The sequence below is a fragment of the Roseateles sp. P5_E11 genome (genome assembly GCF_054049355.1).
The window spans coordinates 1-14,277 of record NZ_JBFUMO010000102.1; the positions used below are offsets into that span (position 1 = coordinate 1).

14 protein-coding genes are annotated in these 14,277 nt (G+C 68.3%); all 14 read right to left on the reverse strand.

The annotated features are described in order from the left end of the window. Window positions 1-1,484 (reverse strand): secretin N-terminal domain-containing protein (locus tag ACXJKR_RS10355; RefSeq protein WP_457322772.1); only part of this gene is annotated, 1,484 nt, incomplete at its 3' end. Beyond that, the gene (locus ACXJKR_RS10360) at window positions 1,481-1,876 is read right to left on the reverse strand and encodes a hypothetical protein (protein ID WP_457322773.1); all 396 of its coding nucleotides are present in this window, start codon (window positions 1,874-1,876) and stop codon (window positions 1,481-1,483) included. The genes ACXJKR_RS10355 and ACXJKR_RS10360, both read right to left, overlap by 4 nt. Next, window positions 1,873-2,586 carry a hypothetical protein gene (locus tag ACXJKR_RS10365; RefSeq protein WP_457322774.1) on the reverse strand — a complete coding sequence of 238 codons (714 nt, stop codon included), beginning with the start codon at window positions 2,584-2,586 and terminating at the stop codon, window positions 1,873-1,875. The genes ACXJKR_RS10360 and ACXJKR_RS10365 overlap by 4 nt, the downstream gene beginning before the upstream one ends. After that, the gene (locus ACXJKR_RS10370) at window positions 2,583-3,260 is read right to left on the reverse strand and encodes a hypothetical protein (protein ID WP_056202249.1); all 678 of its coding nucleotides are present in this window, start codon (window positions 3,258-3,260) and stop codon (window positions 2,583-2,585) included. Before ACXJKR_RS10370 ends, ACXJKR_RS10365 begins: the two co-directional genes overlap by 4 nt. Window positions 3,261-3,336: 76 nt before the next feature. Continuing rightward, window positions 3,337-4,329 (reverse strand): hypothetical protein, encoded by a 993-nt coding sequence (locus ACXJKR_RS10375; RefSeq protein WP_457322775.1) that lies wholly within the window; start codon window positions 4,327-4,329, stop codon window positions 3,337-3,339. Next, window positions 4,329-8,000 carry a DUF6701 domain-containing protein gene (locus tag ACXJKR_RS10380; RefSeq protein ID WP_457322776.1) on the reverse strand — a complete coding sequence of 1,224 codons (3,672 nt, stop codon included), beginning with the start codon at window positions 7,998-8,000 and terminating at the stop codon, window positions 4,329-4,331. Before ACXJKR_RS10380 ends, ACXJKR_RS10375 begins: the two co-directional genes overlap by 1 nt. After that, window positions 7,973-8,410 carry an agglutinin biogenesis protein MshP gene (locus ACXJKR_RS10385; RefSeq protein ID WP_457322777.1) on the reverse strand — a complete coding sequence of 146 codons (438 nt, stop codon included), beginning with the start codon at window positions 8,408-8,410 and terminating at the stop codon, window positions 7,973-7,975. Before ACXJKR_RS10385 ends, ACXJKR_RS10380 begins: the two co-directional genes overlap by 28 nt. 50 nt (window positions 8,411-8,460) lie before the next feature. Further along, window positions 8,461-9,264 (reverse strand): type II secretion system protein, encoded by an 804-nt coding sequence (locus ACXJKR_RS10390; RefSeq protein WP_457322778.1) that lies wholly within the window; start codon window positions 9,262-9,264, stop codon window positions 8,461-8,463. After that, the gene (locus tag ACXJKR_RS10395) at window positions 9,254-9,823 is read right to left on the reverse strand and encodes a type IV pilus modification PilV family protein (protein ID WP_457322779.1); all 570 of its coding nucleotides are present in this window, start codon (window positions 9,821-9,823) and stop codon (window positions 9,254-9,256) included. Before ACXJKR_RS10395 ends, ACXJKR_RS10390 begins: the two co-directional genes overlap by 11 nt. 37 nt (window positions 9,824-9,860) lie before the next feature. Next, on the reverse strand, window positions 9,861-10,316 hold the full coding sequence (locus tag ACXJKR_RS10400; RefSeq protein ID WP_056202265.1) for a type II secretion system protein: 456 nt from the start codon (window positions 10,314-10,316) through the stop codon (window positions 9,861-9,863). 4 nt (window positions 10,317-10,320) lie between these two features. Further along, the gene (locus tag ACXJKR_RS10405; protein WP_457322780.1) at window positions 10,321-10,698 is read right to left on the reverse strand and encodes a type II secretion system protein; all 378 of its coding nucleotides are present in this window, start codon (window positions 10,696-10,698) and stop codon (window positions 10,321-10,323) included. A 153-nt stretch (window positions 10,699-10,851) separates the two neighbouring features. Next, a complete protein-coding gene (locus tag ACXJKR_RS10410; RefSeq protein ID WP_457322781.1) occupies window positions 10,852-12,081 on the reverse strand; it encodes a type II secretion system F family protein in 1,230 nt (409 codons plus the stop codon). A 172-nt stretch (window positions 12,082-12,253) separates the two neighbouring features. Next, window positions 12,254-13,984 carry a GspE/PulE family protein gene (locus ACXJKR_RS10415; RefSeq protein ID WP_457322782.1) on the reverse strand — a complete coding sequence of 577 codons (1,731 nt, stop codon included), beginning with the start codon at window positions 13,982-13,984 and terminating at the stop codon, window positions 12,254-12,256. A gap of 16 nt (window positions 13,985-14,000) precedes the next feature. After that, the coding region (locus ACXJKR_RS10420; RefSeq protein WP_457322783.1) for an ATPase, T2SS/T4P/T4SS family at window positions 14,001-14,277 on the reverse strand (277 nt) is incomplete at its 5' end.

Consider the following 14,277-nt stretch of genomic DNA (forward strand, 5'->3'; position numbering starts at 1 on the left):
CTCTCGTTGACGCTGGCGCTGGCCAGCGGCAGGCGGAAGTTGCCGACCGAGCCGAGATCGACCTGCTTGATCTTCTCGGTCACGTTGGAGACCGAGGGGTGGATGTGCAGGGTGATCATGTCGGCCGCGTCGATCTGCGGCGTCACGTCCAGCGCGATGCCGCTGAAGAAAGGCGTCAGCGTCAGCGTCGGGATCTGGTTGGTGGTGCCGTTCGTGCCGTTGGTGCCGGTATTGGTGCCGCTGTTGCTGCCACTGATGCCGGTGATGAAGTAGTCGTCGGTGCCGACCTTGAGCACGGCCTTCTGGTTGTTCAGCGTCGCGATGCGCGGGCTGGACAGGATCTGCGTGTCGCCATGGCTTTCGACGAAGGCCAGCAGCGCCTGGAAGCCGCCGCGCGCCAGCGCCAGGCCGAGCGTGCCGCCTCCGGCCGAGGGCAGGGGGATGAGGTCGGGCCAGGCCGGGCTTTGCGTGCCGCTGGACAGCGTGGGAAAGCCGCGTGTGTTGCTGACCAGCGGATTGATGATGCTGCTGACGCCGCTAGGGATGGAAGGGTTGACGCTGGTCTGGCCGATGGCGCTGCGTTCGCCGATGCGCGACCAGTCGATGCCGCTCTGGTAGCCCTCGCGCAGCTCGACCTCGACGATCTTGGCCTCCAGCATGACCTGGCGCTCGACGGCGATGCGCGTCGCCTTCAGCCAGGCCTCGACGTGACGCAGCTCCTCTGGCATGGCGCGCACGGCGACCGTGCCGGTCTGCGGGCTGGTGATGACGGCGCGGCCCTCGCCGCTGCCGACCAGGGCCTTCAGCGCGTTGTTGGTCTCGCCCCAGAAATCGCTCGACACCTTGGTGCTGAGCTGGCTGCTCTCCTGCTGCTGGACCGTGGTCGTGCTGCCGCCGGTGGCGCTGCCAGTGTTGCCGCTTGCACCGGCGGCGCCGTTCTGGCTGCTGGCCGGCGCGGCGCCCGAGCTGACGCGAACCTCGCTGCGGCCGCTGCGCTGGTGAGCCAGCGCGTTGATCGTGAAGACGCGGGTCTGCAGCGTGGGCGGAAAGACGGTGATGCGGCGGCCGTCGATGGAATAGTCGAAGCCGTAGACATCGCGGATGGCGTCCAGCGATTCGCGCACCGTGACGCCCTTGAGGGTGACCGACAGCTGGCCCGTCACGCTGGGATGCACGAGCATGCTGTAGCGCGTGTCGCTGACCAGGGACAGGAAGACATCGCGGGCCGGCGCGCCATTGACGATGAGGTCGAAGCGTGGCTCGGGCGGCAGCGCGGGGGCGGGCGGCGGTACGGGCGTCGCCACCACGACCGGTGCGGGCACGCCAGAGGCGGCGGGGGCGGCTCGCTGGGCCTGCAGCTCCTCGCGCAGGGCCTGGCTGGGCTGGGCCACGCGCAGCGGCTTGTCGGCACAACCTGACAGTCCTGCTGCCAGCAGCGCAGCGGCTGAGCTGGCCAGCAGGAGTCGATGGACGGGGGCCTTCATGGCTTCTCCTTGGATTTCTTCACGCCGGATGCAGCCCGGGCCGCCTCCGGAGGCGGGCGCTTCTCGACGCCGCCATACAGCGGCTCGCGCCGGACCTGGCCGGCCTCGCGCAGCCAAACGGCCTGTTCGGTGATGCGCTCGATGCGTGCGCCTTCGATTTGTTCGCCCACGCCATAGCGGCGGCCGCGCTGTACGACATACGCGCGGCCTCCCGCAAAGACGACCTGGCGGACGGCGTTGTCGGCCGGCGCAACGGCAGACGCGGCCGGTGCGGCCGAGGCCGCCATGGCGCTGCGCAGCGCGGGTGGCCAGGCCGTGGGGTCGCGGCTGGGTTCGTCGGCGGCCTGGGCCAGCGGCGCAGCGAACAGCAGGGCGATGAATGCCGCTCTCATGGCTGCACCTTCAGCAGATAGATCCGGGCCAGCAGGCGCGGCACCTCGTTGGGGCCGCCGCTGCTCAGGCGCATCTCGCCCCAACGCAACGCCGGCAGTTCGCGTTCCAGGGCCTGCACATAGTGCTGGGTGTCGCGGTAGCTGCCTTGCAGCTGCAGCTCGACACCCTGCCAGCTCATGCCCGGCATGCTCGGCGGCAGCGCGTTGCCTGCTGCCGATGCCGATGCAGACGGCAGGCTGACGGGCGTGTCGTCCAGCAGCGTCAGTCGTTCCAGTACCAGGCCCGGCTGCTGGGCCAGCACACGCTGCAGCAGGGCCGACAGCCCTTCGGCGGGGTTGACGGTGCTGGCCTGGCGCAATTCGCTGTCCAGGCGCTGGCGCTCGTTACGGGCGCTTTCGAGCTGGACTTGCAATTGCTCGGCCGGCGTGCCGCCGCTGCCGCTGGCGCTGATGAACTGCTCGCGCAGCTTGCTGATCTCGGCGGCCTGCTGCGCCTGAGCGTTGCTGCGCAGCTTGGCGCGGGCGGACTGCGGCGCGAGCACAAAGGAGTCGAACAGCAGGGCCAGCACGGCCACGATGCTGAGGAACAGGATGGCGCGCTCACGCAGGCTGAGCGCATCGATGCGCTTGGCCTGGCGTTCCCAGCGCTGCAGCAAGGGCGCGAGGCGGCGCCGCAGCAGCGCGAGATCGATCGTCGTCTGCGCCTTCATCGTGCGCCTCCGGTTGCGGCGCTGGCCGCATGGGCTGGCGCGCTGACCACGCGAAAGGCCCAGACCGGCAGGCCGGTGCTGACGAGCGGGCTGTCACGCGACAGCAGCGGGTTGCCGCCCGTCTCGGTGCCAGGTGCCCCCAGGCGCTCGACGCGCAGGGCCGACAGCTGTTGACCGGCTAACAGCGGATGGACCGCGAGCCTGGCCAGCCAGGGCCTCAGCATGGCGGTGTCCAGCGTGCCGCCGACGAGTTCGACTCGGCCCGGCGTGTAGCGCAACTCGCTGAGCCAGGCCGGTTCGGGCAGGGTGCGCGCGATCAGTGCGAGCAGGTCGGAATGGCGCTGCCCGGCTGCGTCGGCGCCCAGCACCTGCAGCAGCGCACGGCGATCAGCGTTGCCGGCCGCCAGTGGCAGCAGTTGCTGCTGCACCGTGGCGGCATCCAGTGGCGCGGGCAGGTTGGCGCGGGCCACGGTCAACTGCTGGCGCTCCGTCGCGTATTGCGCGAGAACGACCTGATGCTGGGCTTCGGCGCTGCGGTCACGCTGCTGCAGCCACAGCGCCGCAGCCAGGCCCGCGAGGCACAGCAGGCCCGTGGCCTGCACCAGCGTCAGCGCCGAGAAATAGCGCTTGGGTGCCAGCAGGATCGGCGTGAGCAGGTTGATTTGCTGGGCCATCAGCAGTGCCCGCCCGGCCGCCCGAAGGGCACTGGCGCCCCCTTGGGGGGCAGTGAACGAAGTGAACGAGGGGGCATCACAACTTTCGAGTCTCGGTGCGCAAGGCGGCGCCCAGCAGCGGCAGGCAGGCGCCCAGGGCCTGGGCTGCGTCGCCCTCGGGGGCCGGCGCGTCGGGCGCGAAGGCGGCCAGCGGATTCAGGGCCACGGTGCGTTGGCCGAGTTCGCGCTGGATCAGCGTCGCAACCTCGGCGCCGTGCTCGGCCGTGATGACGTACAGCCGCGCCAGTGGCAGCTCGGGCCAGCTGCGCTCCCAGACGTCGATGGAGCGTTGCAGCTCGACGACCAGGGGCGACTCCTGCGTGGTGCTGGCATCGAAGGTGCCGCCGGGCTGGTATTCGAAACCCAGCGGCAGTTCGGCGGCGCTGGCGTCGGCCTGCTCGCCGCGCGCGCGCGCCAGCAGGCCGGGGTCGCCTTCGAGGCGGCGCGTGTAGAAGAGTTCATCACCGGCGCTGACGACGAGCAGGCAGTGGCGCTCATCGATATGGACGGCGGCGCAGGCGCGCGCGGCCAGGTCATCGGCACGGGCCTGGGCGGCGAGCAGATTGCGCAAGGCCGTCTCCCAGACATCGACGATGGTGATGTTGCTGCTGATGCCCGCAGCGCCGTTGGTCAGCGCCTTGATGGCGCTGTTGCGGGCCGCGACGACGAAGAGCTGGCGCTGCGCGCGCTCGACGTCGCCACCGACGTGCATGACATCCAGCGTCAGTTCGGCAACGTCGACGTCGACCATCTCCTTGATCTGCCAGCGCGCCGCGGCCTTCAGCTCCTCCGGCGGCACATGGGGGGTGTCGACCTTGAGGATCTGGTAGTCGGCCGGGTCCAGCAGCGCGATGGCGTCGCCCGAGGTGACGGGTTTTGCCTCGCTCATCAGGCCCCATCGCAGCAGCCGGGCCGGCTGGTCCTGGTCATGACCGGGTGGGCCGTCGGTCAGCACAAAGGCATGCTGTTCGCCAACGCGGCGCAGCAGCAGGCGCTGGCCGTTGCGGCGGGTGGACCAGGGCCAGCGCATCAATAGTTCTCCCGCTGGTAGACGACGCCGTCGCTGCCGCGGTACAGGCCCCAGGTGGCGCGGGCACTGGGGTCGCTGGTGGCGGCCGCGCCGCACCAGGCCCCGCGCAGCGATGCGAGGTTGGCGCCGGCCGTGGCGGGTTTCGCTGCCACCCAGCCAGCCGCGGTCTTCAGGCAGGAGGAGTCCGTGGGTGTCGACCCCAAGGCCACGGCCACGTCCATGCTGCCCAGGCGGCCGCCGCCGGGGGCTGCCAGCGTGATGTAGGTCGGCTGCAACGGGTTGACGACGACAGTGGCGTCGGGGACGTTGGGGTCCATGACCGCATCCTGAGCGGTGAGGGTCTTGCGGAAGTTGCCGAAGCTGAGGTTGGCGGCGGTGATGCKGGTGCAGGAATCCAAGGCGTTGGTCACAAAGGCCGCGCCGTTCCAGGATTGGGCGGTCAGCGGTAGTTTCAGCGTGCGGTTGGCGGCGCTGAGCGCATTTTGTAGGCGCAGGCGACCGTGCAGCAGGGGGATTTGCCCCAGCCGGGTCCGGTCGTTGCCGGCCACGACCGGGTCCGCATCGAGGTCGAAGGCCGTCATTCCGACTTGATCGTCGTCCACTGGCGCGATGCCGAAGGCGGCGTTGTTGAAGGGCCCCGTGGGATTGGCGGCTGCGTTGACCGTCGTGACGAGAGACACACCAGCCGACACTGCGCCAGCAGCATCTCGGGTGCTGGCAACACCCGACACCCAGGTTTGCGTGCCTGTACCGAGCGCCACTACCAGTTGCGGGGGCACAAAGCGGGTAGCGCCATCGGCGCCGGCCAAAGCAAACTTGCTGGCATTGGCGAGGTTCAGTTTGGCAAAGCCAAGGGCGCTGTCGTAATTGAGCGTCGGTGCGCCTTGGGCGTTCACCGCGGTCAGCGTGAATTTCGTTTGGAAGGGCTCGCCCAGATAGGTAAATGCTGAGATGGGATTGCAGGCTTGCGCACTGCGATGCGTGATGCTTTGCACCGCCAGCGTGAAGCCGGCCGGGACGAAGCGGCCGATGCGGTTCTTCTGGGCGCCGTCGGCCTTGAAGACGACTGCGTCCAATGCGATCCCGCTCGACAGAAAATTGCCGACGACGGCGCTGGTCTTCAACGCAAAGCTGCCGACCTCGCTGTAGCTGAGGTTGTTCACGGTGGCGCTGCCGCCGGAGAAGCCGCTGATGACGTTGTTGAGGAGGCTGCCCGGCGTACCGCCAGCCGGCGTATACAAACTCGCATCCGGCGTCAGAGTGACGCTGCTGTTGAAGGTCGGAGCGAGGCCGCCGGCCGTGACCTGCGCCAGGGTGGCGTTCGCGTCGGGTACCCCAGTGCCGCCGCTGTCGGCGCCGGAAGCCCAGCGGTAGGCGCCGACAGTTGCCGAGAACGCGGCCCCAGCCCTGCCGAAGAAGGCGTCCGCTGCATTGCTGCCAGCGGGGTTGCCGATGCCGCCGAGCGTCAAGCCACTGATGACGACGGTGAAAGGTCGCACGATCAGATCGCCGACGCTGCCACTGAGGGTGGATCCGACGTAGGTGAGAGAGTCGTCGTCCAGGCTGAGGGTGTATTTGCCGATGTCGGTCGTCGTGAGGCTGACATTGGCGACGCCGCCGCTGAAGACCAGCGAAAGATTGTTCGTCGACGGTCGCGTCGTCGGCACGGGCAGCGTCGCGTTGGGCGTGACGGTTGTGTTGACGAGGCTCGGCATCGCCCAGGAGCCGTTCTTGTCCGTGCGCCATAGCTTGAGGTTGTGTGTGCCGCTGTAGTCGGTCGCGACACCGCAGTTGGCCGTCGTGCTGTCCTTCTTCACCAAAGAGACGCGGAGGTCGTGGGGGCGGCCAGCGACAACCACATTGCTGCCATCGATCTTGTTCGCAAGGTCCTCGGCCCAGACGAAGGCGTTGTCGCTGAACAGGATGTCCGCCGTCGTCGTGCTGGTGCTCGCGGAAGTGCTGTCCGCCGCTGTCACTTTGACCGCCTGGGCCCGGCCGTACGAGAGGGTCAGGCGGGCGACGCCTTGGTCCGCCGACGAGAAGGTGTAGCTGGACTGACCGCTGCCCGGCGAGGGCTGGCTGAAGCTGCCGCTACCGCTGGACAGCGCCCAGGTGCCGCGGCTGGTGGAAGTCGACAGGTTCACTGTCCCCACGTAGCTTGTAAGGACGATGGCGCAGGCCGTGTCGCTGCAGGCCCGCAATGTGATCGTCGTGGGAGAGCACGTGCTGGCGTTGGTGGTGCTGGGAACGACTTCAATGTGGTCCAGCGGCAGCGGGCAGACGCGCGAGAGCGACGCCATGTCGGCGTTCAGCTCCAGCGCGCTGATCTCGTAGTTGTAGACCCGCATTTCGTCGATGAGGCCGTTGGCCGACCTCAGCGTGCCATTGGTGGGCGCGGTGCTGCTGCGGTTGTCGCCGACAAAGAGGGTGCCGATGCTGTTGTCCAGGCTGCCGCTGGTCGTCGCCGTCGTGGCGCCGATCTGAACGCCGTTGAGATAGATGCGCAGCGTGCTCTGGTTGGTGCCGGCTGCCAGGTTCCAGGTGATGCCGATGTGCTTCCACGTGCTCGCGGCGACGGACTGCGCCGGCGTGGCGGTCGACACCACGAGACCGTTGCTGTCGGTGACGGTCAGGCGCAGGGAACCGTCGCTCTGGCGCACCAGGAAGAAGGGCTTGCTCGTGGACGTCGTCGCGTCCAGCAGCATCGCCGCCGAGTTGTTCCAGGCCGTGCTGGCGTCGTACCAGAAGGTCACGGCGCCCTTGTCGCCGACGCCGGAGTTGACGTCGAGCAGCGTGTCCACTGCGTGGCTGGTACTCGTTGTGTCGGCCGGGATGCTGAGCGAGCGGCAGACCTTGGCCGTGGCCGAGGTGACTGCGTTGCCGATGCGCACGCCGTTGTTGCTGTTGCCGCTGCTGTCCGCCACCTCGCCGACGCGACCGCTGTAGTTCCATTCGTCAAAGCGGTACTCGGCGCGGCGCGTCGGCGTGCCGTTGGGCACGAACCAGCGGATGGCGCTGCCGTTGGCGTTGTAGCCGCTGTTGTAGGAGTACTGGGTGGTGTCGCTGCTGCTGACCTGCACGCCGATGGTGGCGTTGGAGCCGCTCGCATTGGCGTTGCCGTACTGGTACTTGAACTCACCGTTCTCGAACAGGATGATCTGGAAGGTGTAGGGGGTGCTGGTGTTGTACTGGTAGACGCCGTTCCAGGATACGACGACGTAGCGGTTGGGCGCCGTGCCCTTCTGTTCCCAGGTCACGCCGCCGCTGCCGGCTCGGCTGGGGTCCAGGTCGGTCCAGTAGGCCAGGATGACGTTGGTCGTGGCCGAGGCAACGCAGCCACTCTGCGTGTCGGCCGCGCCGGCCGGCAGGGCGGTGTTGGTGTAATTGCGGAAGAAGCCGGTGTCGGTCCCGAACTGCAGTCCACCATTGGTCAGCACGCGCACCGACGTGTAGGCCGTGCCTGCGAAGGTGAACTTGAAGCCGCCGGTGAAGGTGATGGTGGCCTTGTCGTCGTCGCCCGGGTAACTGGTGCAACTGCGGTCCCACGCGAGGGCATTGGCGGCCGTCTCCCAGGCATAGCTGTCGCTGCGGAAGGTGTAGCTGGACGCGGCCTGCGCGAGGCCGCACAGCAGGGCCAGGGCGATCAGCAGGAGACAGCGGGCGGCGTGCATGTCTTGTACGACAAGGTACGGCTGAGCTGGCGCTCGGCGTAGGTGGGCTCGGTGGTGCTGCCGTTGGGGCAGGCGCCGCCGCTCGCGATGTTGCAGGCGGTGGCCTGCACGACGTAGAAGGCCAGTTGCTGCTCGCCGTCGGTCACCGTGCCGGCAGCCGGATTGCGCGCGCAGGTGATGGTGACGGTGAAGTCGGACAGTTGGTCGGGCAGGGCGATGCTCTTGGTGGCGAAGCAGATGGGCTGGGCGGCACCGCGCAGGACCTGGTAGCTGCCCCAATCCAGACCAGCCAGGGCGGCCTGGTAAGCCTTGGCCGCGGCCAGTTCGCCGGCCGAGCCGAGCTGCTGGCGCTGGCTCAGCGAGGYCAGCGCCACGCCCAGCGCGGCCAGCACCACGAGGATGAAGAGCATGGACATCATCGTGAAGCCGGTACTCCGGTTCGCTAAGCCGCGCAGCGTTCTCATGGCAGGTTGTCCACGTGGACGGCGTGATAGAGGGACACGGTCTCGCCGTAGCGGGTCAGCGAGATCTGCAGCGAGGCGAGGGCGTAGCGGGCCGTCGCCGCGCCGGTGCCGTAGCTGAAGCTGCAGGCGGTGACGTTGCGGGCCAGCACGGCGGCGGTGCCTGCCGGCGGGTCGGCCTGGCTGGCTGTCGCGGCATAGCCGCTGTAGCGGGTGAGCGTGCCGGCGGCGATATTGCAGGTGTAGCTGACGGGTGACTCGATGGCATAGACGCGATATGGCGGCGACTGCAGCGCATTGGGCAGCGCTGCGCCCGCGACGCCGACGTTGACGGCATTGCCCGCGGCGTTGCCGGAGATGCGCACGTTGTCACCGGCGTAGGCGTCGGCGTCCGGCGTGTCGGCGCCGAGGTTGTACCAGGCCAGCTTCTGGCTGGCATGGCTGATCGCGAGCGGCGGCCCAACGATGGCAAAGTTGGGGACGGGCGCGACGCCGAACTGCAAGGCACCGGCACCGGCGGTGGCGTAACGCGCCGCTCCGCTGACGGGGATGAGCTCCAGGCTGTTGCCCTTCACGCGCACACTGTTGGGCAGAGCACCGGCCAGGTCGCGGGCGATGCGGCGCAGCGCGGTGTCGGCCTGTTCGCCGAGCTGGGCGCGGTCGTTGCTGGCGAAGTAGGCATCCGTCGCCGGCACGATGAAGACCGAGACGATGGTGATGACGATGCCGGTGAGGACGATGGTCATCACCGCCTCGATCAGCGTGAAGCCTTGCTGGCGTGAGCGAACGCCTTCAGTTCGCATCGTTGGGGGCATAGCGGGTGCGCCAGCCTTGCAAGGTCAGCGTGCTGCTGTCGGGCGCAGTGACGGTGACGGTGATCTTCAGCGCCTCGCCGGCCACGACGTTGTCCAGGGCGGCCGAGGTCACGGCGACCGAGGCGCTGTAGCCGCCGAGGCCGGCGATGGCCGTGTTGGTCACGTCGCGGATGCCGCTCATGGAGAAGCCGGCATAGTCGTTGACGTTGTCGAAGGAGGTGGTGCCGTAGCGGGTCTCGCCGGGCTCGGTGCCGCTGCCTTCGACGAGCGTTGCGCACCCGGTTGGCGACACCGTGGCCGACGTGGCCGTGGCGACGTTGGCATCGTCGGGGTCGCACCAGGTGAAGTTCATCAGCTCCACCTCGCGCAGCAGCGACTCGGCGATGGCCAGCTGCTGGCGGCGGATCATGGGTTCCGCGCTCGCCGTCGTGGCCGTGACGAAAACCTTCAGCAGCGCGGCCAGCGCAATGCTGACAACGACGATGAAGAGCAGGAGTTCGATCAGGCTCAGGCCGCACTGGCGCGGCCGACGGGGCATGGCCGGCATGCGGGGGATGCTAGCCGAGCGCCTCATGGGTCAAGCCTCAAGGAGTCGCGTAGATCAGGCCCGTATCCGCCTCGATGCGGTAGGCCTGGCTGTAATTGCTGGAGGCGACCGTGACGGTCAGCGCGCCACCCGTGTGGGTCGTCGTCGCGCCGCTGTTGCCGCTGTTGAAGGTCACTGTGCCGCTGGAGGACAAGCAAGGGCTTTCGGTCGCAGGGCAGGGTAGCGTCGCGATGGCGGTGCCACTGCCATTGCCGTAGGCCCAGCTCACGCCGGTGCTGCTGATGGTCTCGATGATGGGGCGGCGCTGCTGCAGGGCCAGCCTGAGCATGGCCTGGTGGCGGCCCTGAAGGTCATCGCCAAAAGAACGCAGCCGCCACAGCGTCGTGTCCACCACCTTGGGGAGGGCGAACACCGCCAGGGCGGCTGTGATCACGATGACGAGGATGAGCTCGATCAGCGTGAAGCCCGCGTCGGCGCGCGGGGCGTGGGTCATGGGATCAGAGGATGCCGGTGACGGTGAAGGTGGCCTTCTTGTCGATGTGACCGGTCAGCTCGCAAGTGCTCACGGTGATGTTGGCGGCAGCGGTGCTGTCCGTCGTGACCGAAAATCCGGTGGGCAGCGGGCTCTGCAGCATCGCAATGACGTCGGAGCACTTGGTAACCGCGACGCCGTTGTTGATGTTGGCCTTGCGGCCGGCGTAGTTGATGGCCGAGGCCGAGCTCAGCGCGCCGGCAAAACCGTTGACGGCCGCCTGCTTGGCGTCGTCATCAACGGCGACGAACTTGGGCAGGGCGACGGCCGACAGCACGCCGAGGATGACGATGACCATCACCAGTTCGATCAGGGTGAAACCAGCTTGCACAGACTTGTTCATGGGGTGCCTTCCTGCGCTCTGGGCGCTGTGGTCCGGGGGGTGACAGGACTATCGGGCAGCGGCTCAGCGATGAGAAGTGAATTGCGCACGAGTTTTATGACGGGTCCACACCGGCCTGCAAACCGTTGCAGGCTTCACGCCCTGGCCGTCGCTTCAACGCCCCATGGCCGCCTGGCCCAGGTTCCACAGTGGCAGGAAGACACCCAGGGCCAGCACCAGCACCATGCCGCCGATGATGCTCAGCAGGATGGGCTCAATGGCGGCGGACAGGCCCTTGATGGCGAAATCGGTCTCGCGCTCATACATCTGCGCGATCTCGGTCATCAGGGTATCCAGCTCGCCCGTCTCCTCGCCCACCGCAATCATTTGCAGCACGATGGGCGTGAAGACGCCGGTGCCCGTTGCGCAACGAGAGATGCTTTCGCCGCGCTCGACGCCGTCGCGCATCTGCTCGATGCGGGCGCCGATGTAGGCGTTGTCCACGGTCTGCGCGACCACGGTCAGCGCCTGGCTGATGGGCACGCCCGAGCTGCTGGCCAGCGCGAAGCTGCGCGCGAAGCGGGCCAGCGTGGCCTTGAGCACGATGTTGCCGGCGATGGGCAGGCGCAGCTTGAAGCGGTCCCAGGTGTAGCGGCCGCCGGGTGTGGCGATCCAGTTTCGCCAGGCCAAGGCCGCGCCGATGCCAGCAGCCACGACCAGGGGCCACCACTTCACCGTCCAGCCCGAGAAGCCGAGCAGGATGCGTGTCATCAGCGGCAGCTCGGTCTTGAAGTGGGAGAAGACGTCGGCGAACTTCGGTAAAACGAAGACGTTGATGACGATCAGTGCGATGGCCATCGCGACGATCACCATGATGGGGTAGCGCAGCGCCTGCTTGATGCGGGCGCGGATGTCCAGCTCGAACTCCAGGTGCTCGGCCAGGCGCTGGAAGACCTCGGTCAGCTTGCCCGTCAGCTCGCCGACGCGGGTCATGGCGACGTAGAAGCTGCTGAACACGGCCGGGTGGCGCGCGAAGGCGGTGCCCAGCTCGCGACCCTGGTCCAGGCTGGCGCGCACGTCCTGCAGCAGGGCGATGATGCCGGGGTGGCTGGTGGAGGCCTCCAGCCCGGCCAGCGCGCGCAGGATGGGCACGCCGGCCTTTTGCAGGGTGTACATCTGACGCGTCAGCACCAGGGCATCCTCCTGCGTGATGGGCTTGGCGAGCAGGGCCTCGAGCCAGTTGGCGCCGCCCGCCACGCTGACGGCCTCGGTGGTCGCCTCGATGCTGACGGGCACGACGCCGCCAGCCATCAGCTGGGCAGCCACGGCGTCGCTGTTGATGGCATCGACGATGCCTTCAACCAGCTCACCGCGGCCGTTGCGGCCCTTGAACGCGAAGTTCATGCGGGTTGCCTTCTGTGCGTTCGAGCCGCGAGCCGAGCGCTGGGCCGCCCCGAGCCGGATCGCGGGCGATGTGCTTGCGGCTCAACGCCGCAAGCATCGCCGTCCCCGCGGGGGACCGACTGGACTCGCCCGCGTTCAGCGGCGCGAGGCTGGGCGAGGGGCTTCAACTCTGTCATTCAGCATCTACGCTGATGCGCACCGCCTCGGCCAGTGAGGTCTTGCTTTCGCGCACCATCGCCAGGCTGCGGTCGGCCARGGTCTTGCCSYKSAGCGAYTTGCGRGCGGCCGYMAGGAAGGCGCCGGCATCGCTGTTCTGGATGGCCAGGGCCATGTCGGGGTCCATCTCCAGCATYTCGTAGATGCCGCGCCGGCCCTGGTAGCCGGTGCCGTTGCACTCSGCRCAGCCGCGGCCCGCCACGCTCTTCACGAGGCCCGGCGCCTCGCCGTTCATGGCCAGCACCTCGTTGATCCAGGCCTGCTCCTGCGGCGTGGCCAGATGCGGCTCGGCGCAGTGCTTGCAAACGCCGCGCAGCAGGCGCTGGGCCAGCACGGCCTGCAGGGAGGTGGCCACCATGAAGGGCGGCGCGCCCATGTCGAGCAGGCGAAAGGGCGTGGAGACGGTGTCCTTGGTGTGCAGCGTGGACAGCAGCAGGTGGCCGGTGATGGCGGCGCGCAGGCCGATCTCGGCAGTTTCGGCGTCGCGCATTTCGCCCACCAGGATCACGTCGGGGTCCTGGCGCAGCGCGGCGCGCAGCACCTTGGCGAAATCGAGCTCGATCTTGTCGTTGACCTGCACCTGGGTCAGCCCCGGCAGACGGTATTCGATGGGGTCTTCGGCGGTGATGATCTTGAGCTTCTCCGAGTCCAGTTCGGCGAGCGCGGCATACARCGTCGAGGTCTTGCCGGAACCGGTCGGGCCGGTGACGAGCAACATGCCGGAGTCGCGCCCGAGCAGCTCGCGAAAACGCTTGAGCATGTCGTCGGGCATGCCGATGTCGCCCAGGCGGCGCAGGGCCGAGCCCTGGCCGAGCAGGCGCATGACGACGGACTCGCCGTACTGGCTGGGCATGGTGGACAGGCGCACGTCCAGCGTGCGGTCACTCAGGCGCAGCGTGAAGCGGCCGTCCTGCGGCAGGCGCTTTTCGGAGATGTCCAGGCCCGCCATCAGCTTCAGGCGCTGGGCCAGCGCGGGCGCGATGCGTTTGTCAGCTTGCGTGAGCGTCTGCATCAGGCCGTCGACGCGGTTACGGATCAACAGCTCGCCTTCCTGGGGCTCGATGTGCACGTCGGAGGCACCGGCGCGCGTCGCGTCCTCGAACACCGACTGCAGCAACCGCACGACCGGTGCGCCTTCCTGGCCGACGCTGGCCTGCAGGGCGCCGAAGTCGACGGCGTCGCCGATGTCCTTCTCCAGCGCCTTGGCCAGGCCGGAGATCTCGTCGCTGCGGCGGTAATGCTTGTCGAAGACGGCCGGCAGCTGGCTTTCGGCCACCACGGCCATGGCCAGGCGGCGCTTCAGGATCTTGGCCAGCTCGTCGAAGCCGAACAGGTCCAGCGGGTCGGCCATGGCGACCAGCAGGGTGTCGCCGCGCTCCTCCAGCACCAGCGCGCGGAAGCGCCGCGCCGGCGTCTCGGGCAGCAGGCGCACCAGGTCGGTCTTGAGCGGGAAGGTCTTGAGGTTGACGAAGGGCGCGCGCAGCTGGCGGGCCAGCACATGGGCCAGGGCCTCCTCGGTGATGAGGTTGGCCTCGATGAGGATGCGGCCCAGCTTCTTGCCGGTGGCGCGCTGCAGCTCCAGCGCCTGGCCGAGCTGCTCGGCCGAGATCAGCTGCTGCTCGACGAGGACGTCACCGAGACGCAGCTTGGGGCGGGGGGCTGCGGTTTCTACGGGCGCATCGCTCATCGGCTCGAACTTTCAGTCATGCATTGCTGGTGGCGTGGACTTCGGCGAGGGTGGTGATGCCCTGCAAGACCTTGATGATGCCGTCCTGGCGCAGCGAGCGCATGCCTTCGGCGAGGCCGCCGTGATGTAGTTCCTCGGCGCGGGCCCCGGTCTGGATCATGCGCCGTATGTCTTTGGACACAGTCAGCAGCTCATGCAGGCCGGCGCGCCCCTTGTAACCACTGCCGCCGCAGGCCGTGCAGCCGGGGCTGTGGTGCTTCATCAGCCGGCCGCCCTGGCCGTAGGACTTGATC

Coding starts and splice junctions, on each gene's coding strand:
- ACXJKR_RS10360 (WP_457322773.1), bottom strand. CDS start 1,876: ATGAGAGCGGCATTCATCGCCCTGCTGTTCGCTGCGCCGCTGGCCCAG.
- ACXJKR_RS10365 (WP_457322774.1), bottom strand. CDS start 2,586: ATGAAGGCGCAGACGACGATCGATCTCGCGCTGCTGCGGCGCCGCCTC.
- ACXJKR_RS10370 (WP_056202249.1), bottom strand. CDS start 3,260: ATGGCCCAGCAAATCAACCTGCTCACGCCGATCCTGCTGGCACCCAAG.
- ACXJKR_RS10375 (WP_457322775.1), bottom strand. CDS start 4,329: ATGCGCTGGCCCTGGTCCACCCGCCGCAACGGCCAGCGCCTGCTGCTG.
- ACXJKR_RS10390 (WP_457322778.1), bottom strand. CDS start 9,264: ATGCGAACTGAAGGCGTTCGCTCACGCCAGCAAGGCTTCACGCTGATC.
- ACXJKR_RS10395 (WP_457322779.1), bottom strand. CDS start 9,823: ATGCCGGCCATGCCCCGTCGGCCGCGCCAGTGCGGCCTGAGCCTGATC.
- ACXJKR_RS10400 (WP_056202265.1), bottom strand. CDS start 10,316: ATGACCCACGCCCCGCGCGCCGACGCGGGCTTCACGCTGATCGAGCTC.
- ACXJKR_RS10405 (WP_457322780.1), bottom strand. CDS start 10,698: ATGAACAAGTCTGTGCAAGCTGGTTTCACCCTGATCGAACTGGTGATG.
- ACXJKR_RS10410 (WP_457322781.1), bottom strand. CDS start 12,081: ATGAACTTCGCGTTCAAGGGCCGCAACGGCCGCGGTGAGCTGGTTGAA.